Raw genomic sequence first — 24,571 nt, 5'->3', positions numbered from 1 at the left:
GGCACTGGGGCTAGCACCCCTATCCGGATCGCGGGCACGGCTTGCCCCGCTGCATAACCGCATGCAGAGTGCTCCGTGACTGAATATCTCACCGGGACGGAGGGGACGGGATGAGTGACAGCCCGGCCGCGCGGCTGCAGAAGCTGTTCGAGGGGCACCGGCTGACGCCGACCCAGCGACGGATCGCGCACTGCATGGTGCGCGGGGCGGCGGAGGTGCCCTTCCTGTCGAGCGTCGAGCTCGCGGAGCTGGCCGGCGTGAGCCAGCCCTCGGTGACCCGGTTCGCCGTGGCGCTGGGCTTCGACGGCTATCCGGCGCTGCGCCGCCACCTGCGCGAGGTGGCCCCCGCCGAGCGGCCCGAGGCCGCGCAGGAGGACTCGTACAACGAGTACCAGCAGGCCGTTCTCGGCGAGATCGAGAACCTGCGGCAGCTGGCGGCGATGCTCGCCGATCCCGCGCCGGTCCAGGAGGCGGGGCGGCTGCTCGCCGCCTCGACACCGCTGCTGGTGCTCGGGCTGCGGGCGGCTTCCTCCCAGGCACGGGGGTTCGCGTACTTCGCGTCGAAGGTTCACCCGGACGTACGGCTCCTCGACGAGGGCGGCTCGATGATGGAGGACCGTATCGACGCGGCGCGCTACGAGGGCGCCACGGCGCTGCTCTGCTTCGCGCTGCCCCGCCACCCCCGGGAGGTCGTGGACACCCTGGAACGTGTCCGACGGGCCGGACTGGCCGTGGTCACGGTCGCCGACTCGGCCTTCGCCCCGGTGGCCCGCCACTCGGACCTGCTGATTCCGGCGCAGGTCGGTACCGGGCTGGCCTTCGACACGGCGTGCGCGCCGATGCTGCTGGGGCGGGTGCTGCTGGAGTCGATGGCGGACGCCCTGCCGGACGCGCAGGCCCGGCTGGAGGCCTTCGACGCGCGGGCCGCGGCACGCGGCCTGTTCGTGGAGTGAGCCTCAGCGGTAGTTGAGCTCCGCCAGCTCGGTGGCCAGGCGGTCGCGCAGCGCCGGGACGCGGGCGAGCAGCGGCAGCAGGGCGTTGCGCGCGGCGCGCAGGACCGGGTTCCGGGTGGTCGCGGCCCGGGTCATCCGGTGCGTGAGGGCCACCACGCGCCGGGCGACGGGGCGCCGGCGGGCCCCGTAGCCGTCGAGGTCCCCGGTGGCCAGGGCGCGGCCGAGGGCGTAGCCGTCCTGGATGCCGGTGTTCATGCCCTGACCGCCGGCCGGGCTGTGCACATGGGCCGCGTCCCCGGCGAGCAGCAGCCGTCCGGCGCGGTAGCGGTCGGCGACCCGGTGGTGGATCCGGAACCGGGAGGACCAGACGAGTGCGCGCACGGCGGCCCGGCCGGGGACGCGCTCGTCCATCAGGTCCCGGACGAAGGCGAGGTCCGGCTCGGCGGGGGCCTCGGCGACGGCGGCGACGATCCGGTAGTGCCCTCCGGGCAGCGGGGCGATCACGGTGGGCCCGGCGGCGCCGAAGGCGAGCGTGACCTCGTGCGGGCCCGGGGCCCAGTCCATGACCACGTCGGCGAGGACGAAGGACTCGTCGTACGCGCTGCCCTCGAAGGCGATGCCGGCGGCCCCGCGGATCACGCTGTGCATCCCGTCGGCGCCGACGGCGTGGGCCGCGCGCAGGGTTTCGCCGGTGGCGGTGGTGAGGGTGACCCCCTGCGCGTCCTGGGCGACCGCGGTCACCTCGTACGGGCGGTGGACGTCGCCGCCCAGGGCGCGCAGGCGCGCCAGAAGCACGGCCTCGGTCTCGTACTGGGGGACCATCAGCGCGTACGGGTGGGCCGTGGGCAGGCGATCGAAGTCGACGGCGGCGAGCGGGCGGGCGCCGTCGCGGATCCGGAAGCGGGAGACGCGGACGCCGCGGCCGATGAGGTCGCCGGAGAGGGTGCCGCTCGGGTCGAGCTCGTCGAGGACCTCCAGCGTGCGGGCGTGCACGACGGCGGCGCGGGAGGTGTTGGCGCCCTCGGCCTGCTTGTCGAGGAGAACGAAGTCGATGCCGGCCTCCGCCAGGGTCACGGCGAGGGCGAGGCCGGTGGGTCCGGCGCCGACGATCGCCACGTTCGTACGGGCCGGGAGTGCGGCGGTGCTGGTCATACGAGCCTCCTCCGGCGGGCCAACGCTTGTTGGCCAACAACTGTTGGTATGAGGGTGCGCTTGTTCCGCTGGCGTGTCAACACTCGTTGGCCTACGCTTGTTGGCATGACGGCGCGACGTACCTCGGACCTGACCAAGACGGCGATCCTGCGGGCGGCCCGGGAGCGCTTCGCCGCGCAGGGCTACGAGCGCACCACCATCCGCGCCGTCGCGGCGGACGCGGAGATCGACCCGTCGATGGTCATGCGCTACTTCGGCAGCAAGGAGCGGCTCTTCGACGCCGCCCTCGCGGTGGACCTACGCCTGCCCGACCTGGGTGCCGTGCCGGCCGGGGAGCTCCCCGCGGCCCTCGTGCGGCATTTCGTGGAGCGGTGGGAGGGTGATCCGGCCGATGACGCGCTGCTGGTGCTGTTGCGCTCGGCGGTGACGAACGAACAGGCCGCGGCGCGGATGCGGGAGGTGTTCGCGGCGCAGGTCGCCCCGGCGCTGGCGGCGGCCGTCGGCCCGGAGCGGGCCGCGGCCGTGGCGGGCCTGGTCTCCGCGCAGCTGCTGGGCCTGGCCCTGACCCGCTACCTGCTGCGCCTGCCGGGGGTCGTCGTGCTGACCCCGGCCGAGGTCGTGGCGGGCCTCGCCCCGGCCTTGGCGGCCACCCTCGCCGGCTGAGGCCGTCGTCCGGCGAGCGCGCCGGCGGGGCCGGAACGGCGGGGCGGGGCCCCGGGTTCTCACAGCAGCGCGTCCCGCAGGTCGCCGCCCGCTTCCGCGACGATCGCCGATACGTCCTGCGCGGGGCGCACCAGGCGGAAGGTGACCTCCCCCGACTCCGTGACCGTGAAGCCGTGGACCGCCGGGCGCGGCAGGCTGTTGTAGCCGTAGTGGGCCGTGAAGAAGTACGCCCCGGTGTCCGGGACGCCGATCAGGTCGCCGGGCGCGAGCCGGGGCAGCTCGCGGGCGGTCGCGAGCAGGTCCCCGGCGAAGCAGGCCGGGCCCGCGATGTCCTGGGCCACCGGGTCGCCGGTCTTCGGGGCGCCCTTGGCGTCGTACGGCAGGATCCGCACCGGCCAGGCCGCCGGGGCGTACGCGGTGCGGGTCGCCACCTGGACCCCGGCGTGGGTGAGCGCGATCGACCGGGAGCCGCTGGTCTTGGTGTACTCCACGCGGGCCAGTACCAGGCCGTGCTTGGCCAACAGGGACCGACCGAACTCCGTGACCAGGCCGTACGAGCCGTCGAACAGGGCGGGGACCGCCTCGCGCAGGGCCGCCACGTACCGCGCGAACGTCGGGGTCTCCTCGTCCGAGGCGAAGTTCACCGGCAGGCCGCCGCCGATGTCGAGGGTGTCGACCTGACGTCGCCCGGCCGCCGCGTTGATCTCCTCGGCGAGCGCGTGGAGCTCCCGCACGCCTTCCGCGATCAGGGCCAGGGGCACGCCCTGGGAGCCCGAGTGGATGTGCAGGCGGGTGAGCCACGGCCGGTCCAGGTAGGCACGTACGAGCCAGGCGCGCGCGCCGGGGTCGCGCAGGGCGATCCCGAACTTCGAGGTGGCGGTGGCCGTGGACAGGGCGTCGATGGCTCCGGCCCCGGTCTGCGGGTTGATCCGCAGGCCGATCGGGGCCGCGGGGGGCGTGGCGGCCCGGCCGACGAGCCCGTCGAGACGGGCCAGCTCCTGCGGGTTGTCGGCGTTGACGGCGATGCCCAGGGCCAAGGCCTCGCGCAGCTCGGCCGGGGTCTTGGCGGGGGAGTCCAGGACCGTCCGGTCGGCGGGCACCCCGGCCGCCCGGGCCAGCGCCAGCTCTCCGGGGCTCGCCACCTCGCAGCCGAGCCCGGCGTCGGCGAGCAGTCGCAGGACCGGGACGAGCGGGGCGGCCTTGACGGCGAAGGCGTGCAGGACGGGGGTGCCGGGCGCCAGGGCGGCCGCGAAGGCGCCGGTCAGGGCGGCGGCGGAGGCCCGGATGCCAGCGACGTCCAGCAGGCAGACCAGGGGCTCCGCCCCGTCGGCCGCACCCACGAGGCGCTGCTCGACGGCGGCCCGCACGGCCGGATCCCGGCGCCCTGCGGCGCTCGCGGCGACACCCTCGACCTCGCTGTTCGCAGCCATTCGGCCATCCCATCACCCGACGGGGCCGAACGCAGCTGTTGACTGAATCTATTCAGGGCGCGAGGATGTGAATAGATTGACCAACATCGGAGGAGGCACCGCCATGTCAGGACCCCGCCCCGTACGTGCCGCGCGAGGCACCGAGCTCAGCACCCTGGGATGGCAGCAGGAGGCCGCCCTGCGGATGCTGCAGAACAACCTCGACCCCGAGGTCGCCGAGCACCCCGACAAGCTGGTCGTCTACGGCGGCACCGGCAAGGCCGCCCGCGACTGGCGCTCGTACGACGCGATGGTCCGCACCCTGCAGACCCTCAAGCAGGACGAGACGATGCTGGTCCAGTCCGGCCGCCCGGTCGGCGTGATGCAGACCCACGAGTGGGCGCCGCGCGTCCTGCTCGCCAACTCCAACCTCGTCGGCGACTGGGCCAACTGGGAGGAGTTCCGCCGTCTGGAGAACCTGGGCCTGACCATGTACGGCCAGATGACCGCCGGGTCCTGGATCTACATCGGCACCCAGGGCATCCTCCAGGGCACCTACGAGACCTTCGCCGCCGTCGCCGCCAAGCTGCATTCAATTGGTAAGGGAGGGGTCAACGGCACCCTCGCGGGCACCATCACCCTCACCGCCGGCCTCGGCGGCATGGGCGGCGCCCAGCCGCTGGCCGTGACGATGAACGACGGCGTCGCGATCTGTATCGACGTCGACCCGCGCGCCATCGACCGCCGCATCGAGCACCGCTACCTGGACGTCAAGGCCGACAACCTCCGCCACGCCCTCCAGCTGGCCGTCGAGGCCCGCGACGCCCGCAAGCCGCTCTCCATCGGCCTCCTCGGCAACGCCGCCGAGCTGCTCCCGCAGATGCTCGCCGAGGGCGCCCCGATCGACATCGTGACCGACCAGACCTCGGCCCACGACCCGCTCGCGTACCTGCCCGTCGGCGTCGACTTCGACGACATGGCCTCCTACGCCGCCAAGGACCCGGCCGGCTTCACCACCCGCGCCCGCGAGTCGATGGCCAAGCACGTCGAGGCCATGGTCGGCTTCATGGACGGCGGCGCCGAGGTATTCGACTACGGCAACTCCATCCGCGGCGAGGCCCAGCTGGCCGGCTACGACCGCGCCTTCGCCTTCCCCGGCTTCGTCCCCGCCTACATCCGCCCGCTGTTCTGCGAGGGCAAGGGCCCCTTCCGCTGGGCCGCCCTGTCCGGCGAGGCCTCGGACATCCACAAGACCGACAAGGCCATGCTGGAGCTCTTCCCGGAGAACGAGTCCCTGCACCGCTGGATCAAGATGGCCGGCGAGCGCGTCCACTTCCAGGGCCTGCCCGCGCGCATCTGCTGGCTCGGCTACGGCGAGCGCGACAAGGCCGGCGAGCGCTTCAACGAGATGGTCGCCGACGGCACCCTCGCCGCGCCCCTGGTCATCGGCCGCGACCACCTCGACTGCGGCTCGGTGGCCTCCCCCTACCGCGAGACCGAGGCCATGCTCGACGGCTCCGACGCGATCGCCGACTGGCCGCTGCTCAACGCCATGGTCAACGTGGCCTCCGGCGCGTCCTGGGTCTCCATCCACCACGGCGGCGGCGTCGGCATGGGCCGCTCCATCCACGCGGGCCAGGTCACCGTCGCCGACGGCACCCCGCTCGCCGGCGAGAAGATCCGCCGCGTGCTCACCAACGACCCGGGCATGGGCGTCATCCGCCACGTCGACGCCGGCTACGACATCGCCGAGTCGGTCGCCGACGAGCGCGGCGTCCGCGTCCCCATGCGTGAGGGCGACGACGCGTGACCTTCCACGAGATGTGGGCCGAGCTCGCGCCCATCGGCCGCGACGCCGGTACCGGCGGATACCGCCGGTACGCCTGGAGCGGGGCCGACGCCGACTGCCGGACCTGGTTCCAGGAGCAGGCCGAGGCGCGCGGGCTGACGTACGAGACCGACCGCAACGGCAACCAGTGGGCCTGGCTCGGCGACCCCCTCGCGGGGGACGCCGTGGTCACCGGCTCGCACCTGGACTCCGTCCCCGACGGCGGGGCCTTCGACGGCCCCCTCGGGGTGGTGTCCTCCTTCGCGGCCCTGGACGAACTGCGCAGGAGGGGCGCGGAGTTCTCCAGGCCGCTGGCCATCACCAACTTCGGTGACGAGGAAGGCGCCCGCTTCGGGCTCGCCTGCGTCGGCTCCCGGCTCGCCGCCGGACAGTTGACCAAGGAGAAGGCGTACGAGCTGCGCGACGCCGAGGGCATCTCCCTGCCCCAGGCCATGGAGGCCGCCGGATACGACCCCGAGGCCATCGGGGCCGACCCCGAACGCCTGGGCCGCATCGGCGCCTTCGTCGAGCTCCACGTGGAACAGGGCCGGGCCCTGGACCTGTCCGGGGACCGGGTCGGTATCGCCTCCGCGATCTGGCCGCACGGCCGCTGGCGGTTCGACTTCCGCGGCGAGGCCAACCACGCCGGCACCACCCGGCTGGTCGACCGCCGCGACCCGATGCTCACCTACGCGTCGACCGTGCTGGCCGCCCGCGCGGAGGCGGCCCTCGCCGGGGCCGTCGCCACCTTCGGGAAGATCGCGGTCGAGCCCAACGGGGTCAACGCCATCCCCTCGCTGGTGCGCGGCTGGCTCGACTCCCGGGCCGCCGACCAGGCCACCCTCGACACGGTCGTCACGGCCGTCGAGAAGGCCGCCCGCGAGCGCGCCGACCAGGACGGCATCGACCTCGACATCGTCCGGGAGTCCTTCACCCCGGTCGTCGAGTTCGAGCACGCCCTGCGCGACGAGATGAACCGGATCCTGGGCGGTTCGGTCCCCGTGCTCGGCACCGGGGCGGGACACGACGCCGGGATCCTCTCGGCGGCCGTCCCGACCGCCATGCTGTTCGTACGGAACCCGACCGGCGTCTCCCACTCCCCGCGGGAGTTCGCCGCCGAGGACGACTGCGTGGCAGGCGTCCTCGCCCTCGCCGACGTACTGGAAGGCCTGGCATGTCGTTGACGACGTACTGGCTGGAGCACGCCTGGCTCGGCACCCATGTCGAGCCGGGCGTCGCCCTGGAGGTCACGCAGGACGGGCGGATCGGCGCCCTGCGCACCGGGGTGCAGACCCCGCCGCCGGGCGCCGAGGTGCTGCGCGGCCTGACGATCCCCGGGCTGGCCAACGCGCACAGCCACGCCTTCCACCGGGCCCTGCGCGGCACCGTCCAGGTCGGCTCGGGCACCTTCTGGACCTGGCGCGACCTGATGTACAAGGTCGCCCAGAACCTCACCCCCGACAGCTACTTCGCGCTCGCCCGCGCGGTCTACGCGGAGATGGCGCTGGCCGGCATCACCAACGTCGGCGAGTTCCACTACGTCCACCACGCGCCCGGCGGCACCGCCTACGCCGACCCGAACGCGATGGGCGAGGCCCTGATCGAGGCCGCCGCCGCGGCCGGAATCCGGATCACCCTCCTGGACACCGCGTACCTGTCCTCCGGCTTCGGCGAGGCCCCCAACACCCACCAGCTGCGCTTCTCCGACGGCACCGCCGAGGCCTGGGCCGAGCGCGCGAGCGCGCTGAAGCCCCGCGAGCACGCCCTGATCGGCGCCGCCGTCCACTCGGTCCGCGCGGTACCCGCCGCCGAACTGGCCACCGTGGCCGGCTGGGCCGAGGAGCGCCGGGCGCCCCTGCACGTCCACCTCTCGGAGCAGACCGCCGAGAACGACGCCTGCCAGGCAGCCCACGGACGCACCCCGGCCCAGCTGCTGGCCGACCACGGCGTGCTCGGCCCGCGCACCACCGGCGTCCACAACACGCACCTCACCGATGTGGACATCGCCCTCCTCGGCGGGACCGGCACGGGCACCTGCATGTGCCCCACCACCGAACGCGACCTCGCGGACGGCATCGGCCCGGCGACCCGGCTCCAGCACGCGGGCAGCCCGCTGTCCCTGGGCAGCGACAGCCACGCGGTGATCGACCTGCTCGAAGAGGCCCGCGCGATGGAGCTGAACGAGCGCCTCGCCAGCCGTACCCGGGGCCACTGGACGGCGAACGCCCTGCTCACCGCCGCCACCGAGGACGGCCACGCCGCCCTCGGACTCCCGGACGCGGGGCGACTGGAGGCGGGCGCGCTCGCGGACTTCACCACGATCGCGCTGGACTCCGTACGCACGGCGGGTCCGCCGGCGCGCCTCGGCGCCGAGACGGCGGTGTTCGCCGCCACCGCCTCGGACGTCCGCCACACGGTGGTCGGTGGCCGTCACGTGGTCCGCGACGGCCACCACACCCTGGTCGGGGACGTCCCGTCCGCCCTTGCCGAGTCCATCGCAGCCCTGCGCGCCTGACCGTTTCCTGGGGCTCCGCCCCAGACCCCGCGCCTCAATCGCCGGCGGGGCTGTATTTCAGCCCGTCCGGCGTTCGAGGACCGGGTCCGGGCAGAGCCCGGTGCTCTGAGAGGAACCCCCATGACCACCACCGCCATCACCAACATCGGCAGCCTCGTCACCAACGACCCCGCCCTCGGCGACGGCAGCCCCCTCGGCCTCGTCCAGGACGCCGCCGTCGTGATCGACGGCGACAAGATCGCCTGGGTCGGCCCCGCCGCGAAGGCGCCCGCCGCGGACGAGGTCTTCGACGCGCAGGGTCGGGCCGTCATCCCCGGATTCGTCGACTCCCACTCGCACCTCGTCTTCGCCGGCGACCGCACGCAGGAGTTCAACGCCCGAATGTCGGGCCGCGCCTACTCCGCCGGCGGCATCCGCACCACCGTCGCCGCCACCCGCGCCGCCACCGACGCCGAGCTGGAGGCGAACCTCGTCCGGCACCTCGACGAGGCCCGCCGCCAGGGCACCACCACCTTCGAGACCAAGTCCGGCTACGGACTCACCGTCGCCGACGAGGCCCGCGCCCTGCGCATCGCCGCCGCGCACACCGAGGAGGTCACCTACCTCGGTGCGCACATCGTCTCCCCGGACTTCGCCGAGGACCCGGCCGGCTACGTCGACCTCGTCACCGGCGAGATGCTGGCGGCCTGCGCCCCGTACGCCCGCTGGGTGGACGTCTTCTGCGAGAAGGGCGCCTTCGACGGCGACCAGGCCCGCGCCATCCTCACCGCCGGCGCCGCCGCCGGGCTGATCCCGCGCGTGCACGCCAACCAGCTCTCCTACGGGCCCGGCGTCCAGCTCGCCGTCGAGCTCGAAGCGGCCTCCGCCGACCACTGCACCCACCTCACCGACGCCGATGTCGACGCCCTCGCCCAGGCCGCCGGCACCACCGTCGCCACCCTGCTGCCCGGCGCCGAGTTCTCCACGCGCGCCCAGTGGCCCGACGCCCGGCGCCTGATCGACGCGGGCGCCACCGTCGCCCTGTCCACGGACTGCAACCCCGGCTCTTCCTACACGAGTTCGATGCCCTTCTGCATCGCGCTCGCGGTCCGCGACATGCGGATGACCCCCGACGAGGCCCTCTGGTCGGCCACCGCCGGTGGCGCCCGCGCCCTGCGCCGCGACGACATCGGCTTCCTCGCCCCGGGGGCCCGCGCGGACCTGGCCCTGCTGGACGCCCCGAGCCATGTCCACCTCGCCTACCGGCCGGGCGTACCGCTCGTCTCCGGCGTCTGGCAGCGGGGGCGCCGCGCCTGCTGACGAACAGTCAATCCCGGGTTGTCCTTTGTCTTCCCTCCGTAAGGGCCCGGGCGTACCTTGAGCCACCGATCTGATGTGTCGTCAGTTTTCTGTGGCCCGAGGGGAAGACGAAGGTGTCCGACCGCAAACGCTCCACCGCGCTCGCGCTGGCCTCCGCGCTGGCCGGATCGGCGGTGCTGTTCACCGCCCCCGCGGCCCATGCCGCCGTCGTCGACGTCGCCTACGACTGCAAGACCCCGATCGGGGACAAGTCGGCGGTGTCGCCCATCGACATCAAGTCCGTCAAGGAGGGGGACGGGTACAAGCTGACGATGTCCTTCCAGAAGGGCGTCTCGTCCAGCCCCATCGAGCTCGGCAAGGGCGCCATGAGCCCCAGCGCCGTCATCCTCGTCGGCGGCGCCGAGAAGGTGTCCGTACCGGTCTCGGGACCGTCCAACCCCGAGGCCGTGCCCCCGGACACCCCCATCAAGATCACCGACCTCTCGGGCACCTACACGCCCAAGAAGAGCGGCAAGGTCACCTTCACCGCCGGCGTGCTCACCATCAAGGCGATGGGCACCACGACCACCTGCACCCCCGGCAACAACCCGGGACCGTCGCTCGAACTGGACGTCACGGCGCCCGGCGGCGGCGGGAGCACGCAGCCCGGCGCCGACACCACCGGCGACACCCTCCCGCAGACCGGGCCCACCGACTCCGCCCTGGCCCTCGGCACCCTCGGCGGCACGGTGCTGCTCGCCGGCGCGGCCGGCGTGCTCTGGCTGACCCGGCGCGGGCAGCGGGCCCGGTCCTGAACGGAGCACCTCGGTCATGCCCGTGCTCCACACCCTCAGGCGCGCCGCCGCCGTCCTCCTGCTCGCCGCCGCCACGCTGTACGCGGCCCCCGCGCGCCCGGCGGCCGCCGACGAACCGGGCTGGACCGCCGAGCCCGCCACCGGCGCGGCGGCGACCGCCGTCCGCCCGTACTTCTACCTGGCCGGCGCCCCCGGCACCGTGCTGGAGGACCGCCTCGCCCTGGCCAACACCACCGACCAGGAGCGCACCATCACCCTGCGCGGGGCCGACGCCTACAACACGGCCGACGGCGCCTTCGCGGTCCGCCCGGCGACGCCCGGCGCCGGAGCCACCGGAGCGACCGGAGCCGCCGGGGCCGGTTCCTGGATCAGCTTCGGGGCCGCCACCACCGTGAAGGTCCCGCCCCGTACCCGGGCCGTGGTCCCCTTCACCCTCACCGTGCCGCCCGCGTCCCCGCCCGGCGACCACCCCGCCGCCGTGATCGCGACCGAGGGCGGCCGCGAGGTCGGCGTGCGGGTCCACCTGCGGGTCGGCGGCCCCACGCTGGCCGCCCTCACCGTCGAGGACGTCGCCGTACGGGGCCGGGGCGCGGCCGCCGTCATCGCCTACACCCTCGTCAACCGCGGCAACGTGGCCCTCACCCCGGAACTCCGGATCCGCGCCGAGGCCCTGGTCGGCGAGCCGGCCGCCCCGCCCCGCGGCCGCACCCTGCCGATCGAACTGCTCCCCGGCCAGCGGGTGGAGCTCACCGAGCCCTGGCCCGGCGCCCCGGCCCTCGACCGGGTCCGCGTCACCCTCACCGTGACCGCCCCCGGCGGCGCCCGCGCGGTGGCCACCGGATCTCGCTGGCTCGTCCCCTGGAGCCTGGCCGGCTGGACCGGGGGCGGCCTGCTCGGCCTCGGCGCGACGACCGCCGCCGCGCTGTACCTCGTACGCGGCCGGCGACCCGAACCGGGCCCGGCCCCGGCGCCGGACGGGCCGTCCGCGGCCGGACCGACGCCCCCTACGCCACACCACGAACTGACGGGAGCCGCCAGGTGAGAAGAGTCGGAGCCCTGCTGGCCGCGGGGCTGGCGGTGTGCGCCCTCGCCCTGTTCCCCGCGGGCCCGGCCGCCGCCGAGGGCAAGCCGGCCGTGGCGCTCTCGCTCCAGGAGGCCGCCAAGGGCACCGGGATCACCGTCACCGGCACCGGCTGGCCGGCGAAGACGCTGGTGATGCTGCTGGTCTGCGGCCAGAACATGATCGGCGGCACCAACAGCTGCGCCAACGCCGACGGCGCCGCCGTCTCGGTCGGCGCCGACGGGAGCTTCACCGGCCGGCTGCCCGTGGTGGCACCGCCCAAGCCCTGCCCCTGCATCGTCAACGTCACCTCCGTCAACGGCGACCAGTCCACCGTCGCGACCCCCTTGAAGATCACCGACCACCCGGTCGCCGAGCTGCCCGCCGAGTCCGGCACGGCCCGCCTCGCGATGCTCACCGGGGTCCGGCTGGAGGGCGAGGACGGGGTGCTGACCTGGTTCGGGGCCCCACCCACCCGGAAGTTCAAGGTCACCGTCGGCAATCTCGGCCCGGTCCCGGTCAAGGACCCGGTCTTCCAGCTCGGCACCGCGCACGGGGTGTTCGCCCCGGTGTGGGAGGAAGCCCGCTGGAAGGGCACCGTCCCGCCCGGCGGCAAGGCGGAGATCGCGCTCGACGTGAGTCTGACCGCCGGCGCCCACGGGGACTACACGATCTCCCTCAAGTACGGCGAGACCGTGGTGGCCACACAGCCCTGGGGCGTGGACCGCCCGTACGGGGTGCTGCTCTTCCGGGGCCTGCTCCTGCTGGTGATCCCGGCCGCGGTCTTCCGTATCGGCATGGCGATCGTCGACCGGGCCCGGCCGGGCGCCGCGCCCGCCAGCGGCCGCCACCGGGGCGTACGGCTCCCCGACGCGGCCTTGGCGGTGACGGCCCGGCTGCCGAGGATCGGGGCCCCGCGGTCGCCCGAGCGGGCCCCGGGCTCCGACGGCCCGGAGCCGTCCCCCCAGACCACCACGGCGGTCCTGCCGTGGTTCACCCCGGACAGCGCGCCGGGCACAGCACCACAGGCGTCCGCACCGTCTGAGAACCGTTCGACGACGAAGGGACATTCGTGAATACCCAACGGAGGGTGAGCGCGGCCGTGATCGCGCTGCTGCTCGGCGGCGCCGGTATCGCCATCGGAGCCACTCCCGCCCAGGCCGCGGAGACCAAGTTCAACGTCAAGTGCGTCCCCCCGGCCGGGGGTGGCGGTCCGGTGGAGGGGGAGACCACCGCCAAGGTCACCGCTCCCGCCTCGGCGAAGGTCGGCGACGAGGTCGACGTGTCCTGGGAGACGGTGAAGCCGGCCTCGAACAACACGGACCTGATGGACATCCCGCAGGACGCGGTCCAGCCCACCGGCTGGATCACCGTCGGCGGCGGTGGCGGTGAGCTGAAGGTCGTCGGGGAGAAGAAGAACCCGCCGATCCCGAAGAAGGCGCCCATGCAGATGTCCGTGATGAAGGGCAAGCTGAAGCTCACCAAGGCCGGGAAGATCACGCTGACCCCCGGCAAGTACGACGTGGCCGTCACCTTCTCCTTCGGCACGTTCGTCACCAAGTGCGCGCCGACCGGCGCCGTGGGGGTCGGGGCCACCATCGACGTGGCGGCCGGCTCCAGCGGGGGTACCACGACCGGCGGCACGACGACCGGTGGCACCACCACGGGCGGCTCCACCACCACCGGCGGTTCCACGACCACGGGCGGCTCCACGACCACGGGAGGCTCCACCGGCGGCTCCACCGGCGGCGGAGGCGGCCAGACCGACTTCCCGGGCAAGGCGGTCGAGGTGGCCTTCGACTGCGGACCGGTCGTCCCGGGAGGCATCAAGACCCCGGTCACGATCAACGCGAAGAAGAACGGCGGCAGCTACGACCTGACGGTCAAGACCGCCAAGGGCGCGATGGCGGCGCCCATGGCCCTGCCCGCGGGAGCGCTCAAGCCCTCCATGGACGTGAAGCTCGGCGGGGCGGACAGCGGCACGGTCAAGGTCTCCGGCCCGGCCAACGCGGAGCCGATCCCGGACAAGGCCCCGGTCAGCCTCAGCGACATGACCGGCACCTACAAGCCCGGGAAGAGCGGCAAGGTGACGCTGAGCCCGGACCAGCTGACGATCGACGTCACGATGGCTCCCGGCGCCACCCCGATCAACGTCCCCTGCAAGGCGGCGAGCAGCGGGGTGTCGCTGGAACTGGACACCGCCGCCCAGCCGGGCGGCTCCGGTTCCTCGACCTCCTCCTCCGGCAGCACCACCTCGGGCGGTCTCGCCGAGACCGGCGCGGAGGACGAGGGCGGCATCAAGGCCCTGGCCCTGGTCGCCGGCACGGTGATCCTGCTCGGCGGGGCGGTGTTCACCTTCACCCCCTGGCGCCGCCTGCGCGGCACCCGCTGACACGAGAACGGCCCGGCACACCTTCCGGTGTGCCGGGCCGTTCGCGTGGGACGGGGAGCCGACGGGTCAGCCCATGCCGTCCATCAGCTGGTTGACCTTCTTGCGGTACATGAAGATCGCGAGGCCGGCGAGCACGGCGGCGACCGCCTGGAAGAGGATGACCCCGACGCCGTTCAGCTGCACGTCGGCCAGACCCATCAGACCGGTGACGCAGTCACCGGCGGTGACGGCGAGGAACCAGACACCCATCATCTGGGAGCCGTACTTCTGCGGCGCCATCTTCGTGGTGACCGACAGGCCGACCGGCGACAGGCACAGCTCGGCGAGCGTGTGCATCAGGAAGATGAGCACCAGCCACCACATGGTGACCTTGGTGTCGTTCCCGGCGGTCTGGCTCAGCGGCAGGGCGAAGACGAAGAACGAGGCGCCGACGATGATCAGGGCCACCGAGAACTTCACGATGGTGCTGGGCTCGCGGTTGCGGCGGGCCAGGGCCACCCAGGCGGCGGCGAAGACCGGGGCCAGGGCCACCACGAAGAGCGGGTTCAGCGACTGGAAGATGGTGGTGGGGACTTCCCAGCCGAGCAGGCTGCGCTCGGAGTTCTTGTCACCGAAGAGCGAGAGCGTCGAACCGCCCTGGTCGTAGATCATCCAGAAGACGGCGGCGGCCACGAAGAACCAGATGTAGGCGCTCATCCGGGTCTGCTCGACGGTGGACAGGTCCCGGTCCCGCTTGATGCGGACGAGGACGGCGACCGGGATGAGCAGACCGGCGATGGTGATCGGGTACAGCGCCCACTTGATGGTGAACATGTCCGCGGCGACGACGGCGCCGTAGAACACGGCGACGACGGCCAGGACGGCGAGGGCCTTGACGATCACGGCCTTGCGCTCGACCGCGGACAGCGGGTTCGGGACGATGCTGCTCTGCGGGCTCAGGGTGCGGCCGGCGAGCAGGTAGACCACGAGGCCGATGCCCATGCCGACGGCGGCGAGCGCGAAGCCGAGGTGCCAGTTCACGATCTCGCCGACCATGCCGATGCCGATCGGGGCGAGCAGGGCACCCACGTTGATGCCGATGTAGAAGATCGTGAAGCCGCTGTCCCGGCGCGGGTCGTCCACACCGCGGTACAGGTGGCCGACCATCGTGGAGATGTTGGCCTTCAGCAGACCGGAGCCGACCGCGACCAGCAGCAGACCGACGAAGAACGACAGCTGGCCGGGCAGCGCGAGCGCCAAGTGGCCCGCCATGATCACGACGCCGGCGATGGTGACCGTCTTGCGGGCACCCCAGACGCGGTCGCCGAACCAACCGCCGGGCATGGCCATGAGGTAGACCATGGCGACGTAGACGGAGTAGATCGCCGTCGCCGTCGCGGCGGTGAAGCCGAGGCCACCACCCTGGCTGCCGGTCGCGGCGTCGACACCGCCGGAGACCAGGTACAGAACGAGAAGCGCACGCATGCCGTAGTAGGAGAAGCGCTCCCACATCTCGGTCATGAACAGCGTGGCCAGGCCGATCGGGTGGCCGAGGACGGTCTTCTCGTGAGCGGGGCTCGGTGAGGCCGTCGTCAGGCTGGAAGCCATGGTCGATCCTTGCTTGCTCGGGACGCTTCGGCTTCGTGAGCTCATCCGCGCCCGGTGGGGGGTGGCCGGCACCGGTGGACGGATCTCCCACCCCACGCCTCGGGGCCCGCCCCACGGGGATGGGGGCGGCAGGACATCCGTAACCGGGATCCACGCCCTCCCGCGCATCTCACGCGAGGGGCCCGGCCAACAGGTCATTCACTGTCGTCAAGGCCGGTCGGGCCGGTCCTTGATCGGACCGTCCGTCCGGTTCAGGACAGAAATAGAGACCTTTGTGCTGCTTTTCGGCACAAAGGTCCCTGAGGTATTGCATCAGGCGTCTCGCCACCATACGACACGACACTGCGGCATATGAAAGGACTTGAGAGATGGATCACAAGGCGCGCCGGGAACCGTTCGACCATATTCGAAGGCGCTCAGTCCCTCATAAGCGCAGATAGAGAGGGGTCCTCCCGGGGGCCCCAGGTTTCAGCCGCCGCGCACTACCATCACCCACATGACGCGTGTACTGCTCGCCGAGGACGACGCATCCATCTCGGAACCCCTGGCCCGCGCCCTGCGCCGGGAGGGGTACGAGGTCGAGGTCCGGGAGGACGGCCCCACCGCCCTGGACGCGGGACTGCAGGGCGGCGTCGATCTCGTCGTCCTCGACCTGGGACTGCCGGGCATGGACGGGCTGGAGGTCGCCCGCCGGCTGCGCGCCGAGGGCCACGGCTTCCCGATCCTGGTCCTCACCGCCCGGGCCGACGAGGTCGACACGGTCGTCGGCCTGGACGCCGGCGCCGACGACTACGTGACCAAGCCCTTCCGCCTGGCCGAACTGCTCGCCCGGGTCCGGGCCCTGCTCCGGCGCGGCGCCACCGAGGCCCTGCAGCCCCCCGCCACCCACGGCGTGCGGATCGACGTCGAATCGCACCGGGCCTGGATGGGGGAGGAGGAGCTCCAGCTCACGGCCAAGGAGTTCGACCTGCTGCGGGTCCTGGTCCGCGACGCGGGCCGGGTCGTCACCCGCGACCAGCTCATGCGCGAGGTCTGGGACACCACCTGGTGGTCCTCCACCAAGACCCTCGACATGCACATCTCCTGGCTGCGCAAGAAGCTGGGCGACGACGCCGCCAACCCCCGCTACATCGCCACCGTGCGGGGCGTCGGTTTCCGCTTCGAGAAGAGCTGACCGCCTCCTCCGCCCCACCTGGGGCATGCTCTAGGGCATGCGCCGCCGCCTCATCAACTCCACGCTCGCCGTGGTGCTCGTCGTGATCGCCGTCTTCGGGGTCTCCCTCGTCATCGTGGAGACCCGGACCATCACCAGCAGCGCCCAGGACCGCATCGAGTCCGAGGCGCTGCGGCTCGTGGGCATCGTCGAGGCGAACGTCCTGGAGAAGAAGCCGATCGACCCCGTGGCCCTCGGCGAGCAGCTGGACGCCGGCCACCACGCGCGGATCACCGTCCCCGGCCAGTCGGCCGTGCAGGTGGGCGCCCCGATCCCCGAAAGTGTGATCCGCGGCACCGCCCGCGGGGAGCAGGGCGAGGTCGTGGTCGTGGAGGAGTCCCGCTCCACCGTGACCCGCGAGGTCGGGCGGACCCTGGCCGTGGTCGGCGCGGTGGCCCTGCTGGCCGTCGTGGCGGCCGTACTGCTCGCCGTACGGCAGGCCAACCGGCTGGCCTCCCCGCTCACCGACCTGGCCGAGACGGCCGAGCGGCTCGGATCGGGCGACCCGCGGCCCCGGCACAAGCGGTACGGGGTCCCCGAGCTGGACCGGGTCGCGGACGTCCTGGACTCCAGCGCCGAGCGGATCGGCCGGATGCTGACAGCCGAGCGGCGCCTGGCCGCGGACGCCTCCCACCAGCTACGCACCCCCCTCACCGCGCTCTCCATGCGGCTGGAGGAGATCACGGTCACCGACGACCTGGCGACCGTCCGGGAGGAGGCGACGATCGCCCTGACCCAGGTGGAGCGGCTCACGGACGTGGTGCAGCGGCTGCTCACGAACTCGCGGGACCCGCGGACGGGCTCCGCGGTCCCCTTCGACCTGGACGAGGTCGTCAAGCAGCAGGTGGAGGAGTGGCGGCCGGCCTACCGCAGTGCGGGCCGGGCCATCGTGCGGTCCGGACGGACGGGCGTGCGGGCCGTCGGCACCCCGGGCGCGGTCTCGCAGGTGCTGGCCACCCTGGTGGAGAACGCCCTGATGCACGGCGGTGGCACGGTCGCGCTGCGTACCCGGGTGATCGGCAACCAGGCGGTGCTGGAGGTCACGGACGAGGGACCCGGTGTCCCGCCGGACCTCGGCAACCGGATCTTCGAGCGGGCCATCAGCGGTCGCAACTCCACCGGGATCGGCCTCGCGGTGGCCCGGGACCTCGCGGAGGCGGACGGGGGGCGCCTGGAGCTGCTTCAGGCACAGCCGCCGGTGTTCGCGCTGTTCCTCAGCCGGACGGCGCCGGAAAGGGCCGTGCGGGAGGCGATGGTCCGCTAGGCCCGGTTGTTCGCGGGCTCGGGGGTGGGAGCGGGCGCGGGCGCGGGCTGGGGCGTCGGCTTCGGCGCAGATACGGGCTCGGGCGCGGATTCGGCCACGGTCACGGGCAGGGCCTTGAAGACCCAGGTCCGGTACGACCAGAAGCGGAAGACGGTCGCCGTCCCGATGCCGACGAACTTGAAGACGTTGGACGCGAGCGGCCCGTCCCAGCCGAACCCGTAGGTGGCGGTGTAGAGCACGCCGTTCTCGATGACCAGCCCGATCGCGCTGAACAGGGCGAACAGGATCAGCTCACGGGTGCGCCCGCTCTGCGCGCGGTCCCGGTAGGCGAAGTAACGGAAACCGAGGTAGTTCGTGGCGATGGCCACGACGGTGGCTATGACGCTCGCGCGCACCACCTGGAGGTCGGTCGTGTTGCGGATCAGGTTGAAGACACCCAGGTTGACCAGCACACCGAGACCGCCGACGGCCCCGAACTTGGCGACCTCCCGTGCGAAACCGCGTACGCGTTCGAGGGGCGATCCGTTCTTCGGCGTGCTCATGTGATGGTTCAGTCCCTGTCGGTCACCGCCCCGCGAGGGGCGTCCGGTGGTTTTCGTCAACCCAGACATGCTAAGTGTCGCTCGGTTGCTCCGTCTGTCCCATCCGGGACCGTGCGACGCAACGCACACGGGTACACACACGGGAACGTTCTCGCCAGGGCCGTGTCCGGATGGCGGAATACCGGCGGATACCCTGGAGGAGTGACGTTCCCGGTAGTCGGCATGGTCGGCGGCGGACAGCTCGCCCGCATGACCCACGAGGCGGGTATCCCCCTCGGCATCAGATTCAAGCTCCTCAGTGACACCCCGCAGGACTCGGCGGCCCAGGTCGTGAGCGATGTCGTCATCGGCGACTATCGCGACCTGGAGACGTTGCGTGCCTTCGCGCGCGGTTGTGACGTGATCACCTTCGACCACGAGCATGTACCCATGGAGCACCTGCGGGCCCTGGAAGCGGACGGCATCCCCGTCCGCCCGGGGTCCGACGCTTTGGTGCATGCCCAGGACAAGGGGGTGATGCGCGCCAAGCTCGACGAGATCGGCGCGCCCAGCCCCCGCCACCGGATCGTGCGCGATCCGGCGGACGCGGCGGCCTTCGCGGACGAGGTGGGCGGCTTCCCCGTCATCCTCAAGACGGTGCGCGGCGGGTACGACGGCAAGGGCGTGTGGTTCGTCCGCACCCCGGAGGACGCGGAGGCCCCGTTCAAGGCGGGCGTCCCGGTCCTCGCGGAGGAGAAGGTCGATTTCGTCCGCGAGCTCGCGGCCAACATCGTCCGCTCCCCGCACGGCCAGGCCGTGGCGTACCCCGTCGTCGAATCCATCCAGGTCGACGGCGTCTGCGACACGGTGATCGCCCCGGCCCCGAACCTCTCGGAGGCCCTCGCGGGCGAGGCCCAGGCCCTCGCCCTGCGCATCGCCAAGGAACTCGACGTGACCGGCCACCTGGCCGTGGAGCTGTTCGAGACCACCGACGGCCGGATCCTGGTCAACGAGCTGGCGATGCGCCCGCACAACAGCGGCCACTGGACCCAGGACGGGGCCGTGACATCACAGTTCGCCAACCACGTACGGGCGGTCCTGGACCTTCCGCTGGGCGACCCGCGCCCGCGCGCCCGGTGGACGGTCATGGCGAACGTGCTGGGCGGGGACTTCCCCGACATGTACGCGGCGTACCTGCACTGCATGGCCCACGACCCCCAGCTGAAGATCCACATGTACGGCAAGGACGTGAAACACGGTCGCAAGGTCGGCCACGTCAACACCTACGGCGACGATCTGGACGATGTGCTGGAGCGCGCACGCCACGCTGCCGACTACCTCAGAGGAACGGTCACCGCATGAGCCCCACCTCCGCAGCCCCCGTCATCGGCATCGTCATGGGCTCCGACTCGGACTGGCCCGTCATGGAGGCGGCCGCCCAGGCCCTGGACGAGTTCGAGATCCCCTACGAGGTCGACGTCGTGTCCGCCCACCGGATGCCGCGCGAGATGATCGAGTACGGGGAGCGGGCCGCCGGCCGCGGGCTGAAGGCGATCATCGCGGGCGCGGGCGGAGCCGCCCACCTGCCCGGCATGCTCGCCTCGGTCACCCCGCTGCCGGTCATCGGCGTGCCGGTGCCGCTGAAGTACCTCGACGGCATGGACTCGCTGCTGTCGATCGTCCAGATGCCCGCCGGGGTTCCCGTCGCCACCGTCTCGGTCGCCGGCGCGCGCAACGCGGGCCTGCTGGCCGTACGGATGCTGGCCGCGCACGACACCGAGCTGCTGGCCCGGATGCGCGACTTCCAGCAGGAGCTGAACGACCAGGCCACGGAGAAGGGCAAGCGGCTGCGTACGAAGGTCGCGAACGCGGAGTCCTTCGGGTTCGGCAAGTGAGCGCCGCGCAGCGTCTGGACGAGGCGCGCGAGCTGCTGGCCGAACACCCCGTCGTGGACGGCCACAACGACCTGCCCTGGGCGCTGCGCGAGCAGGTGCGCTACGACCTGTCGCGTCGGGACATCGCGGGCGACCAGTCCGCCCACCTGCACACCGACATCCCCCGGCTGCGCGCCGGCGGGGTCGGCGCGCAGTTCTGGTCCGTCTACGTGCGCTCCGACTACGCCGGCGACGAGGCGGTCAGCGCCACCCTGGAGCAGATCGACGTCGTCGCCCAGCTGATCGACCGTTACCCCGGCGACCTCGTGCGGGCGCTGACGGCGGACGACATGGAGGCGGCCCGCGCCGACGGCCGGATCGCCTCGCTGATGGGAGCCGAGGGCGGCCACTCCATCAACAACTCGCTCGCCACCCTGCGCGCCCTGCACCAGCTGGGCGTGCGGTACATGACGCTCACGCACAACGACACCATCGACTGGGCGGACTCGGCGACCGACGAGCCCCGGCACGGCGGTCTGACCGACTTCGGCCGCGAGGTCGTCCGCGAGATGAACCGCGTCGGCATGCTGGTGGACCTCTCGCACGTCGCCGCGACGACGATGCGCGACGCCATCGCCGTCTCGGCCGCGCCGGTGGTCTTCTCGCACTCCTCGGCGCGGGCGGTCTGCGACCACCCGCGCAACATCCCCGACGACGTGCTGGCGCTGCTGCCGGCCAACGGCGGGGTGGCGATGGCCACCTTCGTCCCGAAGTTCATCCTCCCGGCGGCGGTCGAGTGGACCCTGGCCGCGGACGAGAACCTGCGGGCACACGGCCTCCACCACCTGGACACCACCCCCGAGGCGATGGCCCTGCACCGGGCCTTCGAGGAGGCGCGCCCGCGCCCCATGGCCACGGCCGCCACGGTGGCCGACCACCTGGACCACATGCGCGAGGTGGCCGGCATCGACCACATCGGCATCGGCGGGGACTACGACGGCACGGCCTTCACCCCGTCCGGCCTGGACGACGTGGCGGGCTACCCGAACCTCGTCGCCGAGCTGCTCACGCGCGGCTGGTCCAAGGCCGACCTGGCGAAGCTGACCTGGTCCAACGCGGTACGGGCGCTGCGCGACGCGGAGGCGGTCGCCCGCGACCTGTCGGCCTCCCGGGGCCCGTCGAACGCGGTGATCCGCTAGCGGACGCGGTGCCCGGTGGACGCGGTGACAGGGTGTGACCTGCGGGTTCACCCGAACGCTGCGTCCGCCGGGCGGCCCTGCCGTCCCGCGTGTCACGGTGGCACCATCTCTCCCTGCTGCCGCCGAGACCGGAGCGAACGCCATGGCCGACCTGCAGGATGAACCCCACTCCGTGGGCATCGGAGCCGAAGACCTCCCCGCACCCGCGGTAGCGGTGGCGGCGGGCGCCCTCGACCGGGCCGTCGCGCTGCTGGCCGTCCATCCCGTGGCCGACGGGTGCAACACGCTGGTACGGACCCTGCACCAGCGCCCGTACCACGACATCGAGACCTCGGACACGGGCGTGGACACCGACATCCCGCGGCTGCGCGCCGGGGGAGTCGGGGCCCAGTTCTGGTCCCTGCTCGTGCCGTCGGCGCGGGCGCGCGAGGACGCCTCCGGCGACCAGGTGCTCTCCGACACGCTGGACCAGATCGACACGGCGCTGACCCTGATGCGCCGCTATCCCGACAGCCTGCTCCTGGCCCTCACCGCCGACGACCTGGCGGACGCCCGCAACCGCGGCCGCATCGCCTCGTACCTGGGCCCGGTGCCCGGCCGCACCCTCACCGACTCCCTGGGCGCGTTGCGCGCCTTCCACGCGCTGGGCGTACGGATCCTCGCGCCGGCGGGAGCGCCCTGGGCGCGGGAGGAGCTGACGCCCTTCGGCCACGAGGTGGTCCGCGAGGCGAACCGGCTGGCGATCCTGCTGGACCTGACGGACTGCCCGCCGACGGTCGCCTGCCGAATCGCGGGAGCCTCCAAGGCCCCGGTGATCATCTCGAACACGGCGGCCGCCTCGCTCAACCCGCATCCGGGGAACGTGACCGACGAGGTGCTGGCCGCCCTACGGGAGGCGAACGGCCTGGCGATGGTCACCTTCGACACCGAGCGCACCGGGGACTCCCTGCACGCGGTGGCGGACCACCTGGACCACGTACGGGCGATCGCGGGCCCGCACGGCGTCGGACTCGGCGCCAGCTTCGGCACCGGACCGGGCCACCCCCGCCCGACGGGCCTGACCGACCCCTCGGGCTATCCGCGGCTGATCGCGGAACTGCTGGAGCGCGGCTGGCCGGAGTCCGAGGTGGCCCTGCTGACCTGGGGCAACGCCCAGCGCGTCCTGCGCGACGCGGAATTCACCGCGCGCGCGGCCGGGCACCGCCGCTGACCCGGCCTCAACGGTGTTCGAGGCGCTCCATTCAGCCTCGCCGGCGTTTGAGGCGCGGGGGTCCGGGGGCGGAGCCCCTGGCAACGGCGCCGCACCCGGCACCCCGGACCCGCACCCGGCACCCCGGACCCGCACCCGGCACCCCGGACCCGCACCCGCACCCCACCCCGGCCCGAGGGCTAGGCTCGCGGACGCCCCATCGCCCGGTACGTCCAGCCCGCGGCCCGCCACCGCTCGGGGTCCAGCGCGTTGCGGCCGTCCAGGATGAGCCGGTCGGTGACCACGCCGCCCAGCTCCGCCGGGTCGAGGTCGCGGAACTCGCGCCATTCGGTCAGGTGCAGGACGACCTCCGCGCCGCGGGCGGCGGCCATCGCGGAGTCCGCGTAGGCCAGCGTCGGGAAGAGGCGGCGGGCGTTGTCCATGCCCTTGGGGTCGTAGACGGTGACCTGGCCGCCCTGGAGGTGGATCTGCCCGGCCACGTTCAGCGCGGGCGAGTCCCGTACGTCGTCGGAGTCCGGCTTGAAGGTGGCGCCGAGCACGGCGACCCGCTTGCCGAGGAACGAACCGCCCACGGACTCCCGGGCCAGCTCGACCATGTGCCCGCGGCGCCGCATGTTGATGGAGTCGACCTCGCGCAGGAAGGTCAGTGCCTGGTCGGCGCCCAGCTCACCGGCGCGCGCCATGAAGGCCCGGATGTCCTTGGGCAGGCAGCCGCCGCCGAAGCCGATCCCCGCGCGCAGGAACTTCGCGCCGATCCGCTCGTCGTAGCCGATGGCCTCGGCCAGCTTGGCCACGTCTCCGCCGGCGGCCTCGCACACCTCCGCCATCGCGTTGATGAAGGAGATCTTGGTCGCGAGGAAGGAGTTCGCGGCGGTCTTCACCAGCTCGGCGGTCGGGAAGTCGGTGACCACCAGCGGGGTCCCCTCCGACATCGGGGTCTCGTACACCTCCCGCAGCAGCTTCTCGGCGCGCTCGCCCTGGACGCCGATCACGATCCGGTCGGGGTGCAGGGTGTCGTCCACCGCGAAGCCCTCCCGCAGGAACTCCGGGTTCCAGGCCAGCTCCACGTCCGCGCCCGCCGGGGCCAGCTCCGCGAGCTTCACCGCGAGCCGTTCCGCCGAGCCCACCGGCACCGTGGACTTGCCGACGACCAGGACCGGCCGCGTCAGATGGGGGGCCAGCGAAGCCATCGCGGAGTCCACGTAGGACATGTCGCAGGCGTACTCGCCGTGCTTCTGCGGGGTGTTCACGCAGACGAAGTGGACGTCACCGAAGGCGCCGACCTCCTCCCAGGAGGTCGTGAACCGCAGCCGGCCGGTCGAGCCGGGCAGTCCGGCCACGTGCTGGGCCAGCAGTTCCTCCAGCCCGGGCTCGTACATCGGGACCCGGCCCGTGGCCAGCATCTCGATCTTCTCGGGCACCACGTCCAGCCCCAGCACCTCGAAGCCCAGCTCCGCCATCGCGGCGGCGTGGGTCGCACCGAGGTAACCGGTGCCGATCACAGTGATCCTGAGGGGGGCCATGGGTGCTCCAGAGGTGCGGGGCCGTTTGCGGCCACTGAGCATAGTCGGGCCCGCCGGCGGGGACGTTCCCGGAGGAACCACCGCTGTCACCCATCTCACGTGGCCCGTCCATATC

21 protein-coding genes are annotated in these 24,571 nt (G+C 72.9%); 16 read left to right on the top strand and 5 right to left on the bottom strand.

The annotated features are described in order from the left end of the window. Positions 1-110 precede the first annotated feature (110 nt). The gene (locus tag AB8A24_RS11040; RefSeq protein ID WP_369475430.1) at positions 111-953 is read left to right on the top strand and encodes a MurR/RpiR family transcriptional regulator; all 843 of its coding nucleotides are present in this window, start codon (positions 111-113) and stop codon (positions 951-953) included. A 3-nt stretch (positions 954-956) separates the two neighbouring features. Here AB8A24_RS11040 and AB8A24_RS11035 read toward each other — a convergent pair whose 3' ends face one another. Further along, complete coding sequence (locus AB8A24_RS11035) at positions 957-2,105, bottom strand: FAD-dependent oxidoreductase (protein WP_369475429.1); 1,149 nt, start codon at positions 2,103-2,105, stop codon at positions 957-959. 105 nt (positions 2,106-2,210) lie between these two features. On the opposite strand from AB8A24_RS11035, the gene AB8A24_RS11030 reads away from it, so the two are divergent. Continuing rightward, positions 2,211-2,768: a TetR family transcriptional regulator gene (locus AB8A24_RS11030; protein WP_328963106.1), complete on the top strand. Its 558-nt coding sequence runs from the start codon at positions 2,211-2,213 to the stop codon at positions 2,766-2,768. A 59-nt stretch (positions 2,769-2,827) separates the two neighbouring features. Here the strand turns inward: AB8A24_RS11030 and AB8A24_RS11025 are convergent, their stop codons facing one another. Continuing rightward, a complete protein-coding gene (locus AB8A24_RS11025; RefSeq protein WP_369475428.1) occupies positions 2,828-4,198 on the bottom strand; it encodes a diaminopimelate decarboxylase in 1,371 nt (456 codons plus the stop codon). Between the two features lie 103 nt (positions 4,199-4,301). On the opposite strand from AB8A24_RS11025, the gene hutU reads away from it, so the two are divergent. From hutU to AB8A24_RS10985, 8 genes are all read left to right on the top strand, one after another. Next, complete coding sequence (gene hutU, locus AB8A24_RS11020; protein WP_328963108.1) at positions 4,302-5,987, top strand: urocanate hydratase; 1,686 nt, start codon at positions 4,302-4,304, stop codon at positions 5,985-5,987. Between the two features lie 11 nt (positions 5,988-5,998). Continuing rightward, positions 5,999-7,189, top strand: coding sequence for an allantoate amidohydrolase (locus AB8A24_RS11015; protein ID WP_328965954.1), 1,191 nt, complete (start codon positions 5,999-6,001; stop codon positions 7,187-7,189). Further along, positions 7,180-8,520 (top strand): formimidoylglutamate deiminase, encoded by a 1,341-nt coding sequence (locus AB8A24_RS11010; protein WP_328963109.1) that lies wholly within the window; start codon positions 7,180-7,182, stop codon positions 8,518-8,520. The genes AB8A24_RS11015 and AB8A24_RS11010 overlap by 10 nt, the downstream gene beginning before the upstream one ends. 120 nt (positions 8,521-8,640) lie before the next feature. Then, entirely contained in the window at positions 8,641-9,819 is a 1,179-nt protein-coding gene (gene hutI, locus AB8A24_RS11005; protein WP_328963110.1) for an imidazolonepropionase, read from the top strand. A 113-nt stretch (positions 9,820-9,932) separates the two neighbouring features. Continuing rightward, on the top strand, positions 9,933-10,613 hold the full coding sequence (locus tag AB8A24_RS11000) for an LPXTG cell wall anchor domain-containing protein (protein WP_266392123.1): 681 nt from the start codon (positions 9,933-9,935) through the stop codon (positions 10,611-10,613). Positions 10,614-10,629: 16 nt separating this feature from the next. Continuing rightward, complete coding sequence (locus AB8A24_RS10995; protein WP_369475427.1) at positions 10,630-11,655, top strand: hypothetical protein; 1,026 nt, start codon at positions 10,630-10,632, stop codon at positions 11,653-11,655. Further along, a complete protein-coding gene (locus AB8A24_RS10990) occupies positions 11,652-12,749 on the top strand; it encodes a hypothetical protein (protein WP_369475426.1) in 1,098 nt (365 codons plus the stop codon). Before AB8A24_RS10995 ends, AB8A24_RS10990 begins: the two co-directional genes overlap by 4 nt. Before the next feature lie 14 nt (positions 12,750-12,763). After that, the gene (locus AB8A24_RS10985) at positions 12,764-14,065 is read left to right on the top strand and encodes a hypothetical protein (protein WP_328963113.1); all 1,302 of its coding nucleotides are present in this window, start codon (positions 12,764-12,766) and stop codon (positions 14,063-14,065) included. A gap of 66 nt (positions 14,066-14,131) precedes the next feature. Here AB8A24_RS10985 and AB8A24_RS10980 read toward each other — a convergent pair whose 3' ends face one another. Next, the gene (locus tag AB8A24_RS10980; RefSeq protein WP_328963114.1) at positions 14,132-15,652 is read right to left on the bottom strand and encodes an oligopeptide:H+ symporter; all 1,521 of its coding nucleotides are present in this window, start codon (positions 15,650-15,652) and stop codon (positions 14,132-14,134) included. Between the two features lie 496 nt (positions 15,653-16,148). On the opposite strand from AB8A24_RS10980, the gene AB8A24_RS10975 reads away from it, so the two are divergent. Next, complete coding sequence (locus tag AB8A24_RS10975) at positions 16,149-16,826, top strand: response regulator transcription factor (RefSeq protein ID WP_030724697.1); 678 nt, start codon at positions 16,149-16,151, stop codon at positions 16,824-16,826. 37 nt (positions 16,827-16,863) lie between these two features. Continuing rightward, positions 16,864-18,129, top strand: a complete 1,266-nt coding sequence (locus AB8A24_RS10970; protein ID WP_328963115.1) for an ATP-binding protein — start codon at positions 16,864-16,866, stop codon at positions 18,127-18,129. Here AB8A24_RS10970 and AB8A24_RS10965 read toward each other — a convergent pair. Further along, positions 18,126-18,671, bottom strand: a complete 546-nt coding sequence (locus AB8A24_RS10965; protein WP_369475425.1) for a GtrA family protein — start codon at positions 18,669-18,671, stop codon at positions 18,126-18,128. The two genes, AB8A24_RS10970 and AB8A24_RS10965, sit on opposite strands and share 4 nt — an antisense overlap. 201 nt (positions 18,672-18,872) lie before the next feature. Here AB8A24_RS10965 and AB8A24_RS10960 point away from each other — a divergent pair, with 201 nt between their 5' ends. The 4 genes from AB8A24_RS10960 (at position 18,873) to AB8A24_RS10945 (ending at position 22,933) form a co-directional block, all read left to right on the top strand. Further along, positions 18,873-20,012 carry a 5-(carboxyamino)imidazole ribonucleotide synthase gene (locus tag AB8A24_RS10960; protein WP_369475424.1) on the top strand — a complete coding sequence of 380 codons (1,140 nt, stop codon included), beginning with the start codon at positions 18,873-18,875 and terminating at the stop codon, positions 20,010-20,012. After that, the gene (purE, locus tag AB8A24_RS10955; protein WP_030763602.1) at positions 20,009-20,545 is read left to right on the top strand and encodes a 5-(carboxyamino)imidazole ribonucleotide mutase; all 537 of its coding nucleotides are present in this window, start codon (positions 20,009-20,011) and stop codon (positions 20,543-20,545) included. Before AB8A24_RS10960 ends, purE begins: the two co-directional genes overlap by 4 nt. Continuing rightward, entirely contained in the window at positions 20,542-21,723 is a 1,182-nt protein-coding gene (locus AB8A24_RS10950; RefSeq protein WP_328963118.1) for a dipeptidase, read from the top strand. The genes purE and AB8A24_RS10950 overlap by 4 nt, the downstream gene beginning before the upstream one ends. Before the next feature lie 142 nt (positions 21,724-21,865). Continuing rightward, positions 21,866-22,933 carry a membrane dipeptidase gene (locus AB8A24_RS10945; protein WP_369475423.1) on the top strand — a complete coding sequence of 356 codons (1,068 nt, stop codon included), beginning with the start codon at positions 21,866-21,868 and terminating at the stop codon, positions 22,931-22,933. Positions 22,934-23,112: 179 nt separating this feature from the next. Here the strand turns inward: AB8A24_RS10945 and AB8A24_RS10940 are convergent, their stop codons facing one another. Beyond that, the gene (locus AB8A24_RS10940) at positions 23,113-24,456 is read right to left on the bottom strand and encodes a UDP-glucose/GDP-mannose dehydrogenase family protein (protein WP_328963120.1); all 1,344 of its coding nucleotides are present in this window, start codon (positions 24,454-24,456) and stop codon (positions 23,113-23,115) included. Positions 24,457-24,571: the final 115 nt, after the last annotated feature.

The organism is Streptomyces sp. BF23-19, from assembly GCF_041106355.1.
In the GTDB taxonomy this organism is placed as follows: Bacteria; Actinomycetota; Actinomycetes; order Streptomycetales; family Streptomycetaceae; genus Streptomyces; species Streptomyces virginiae_A.
The sequence above is the reverse complement of the archived record's forward strand: the minus strand, read 5'-3'. Positions and strand labels throughout refer to the sequence as shown.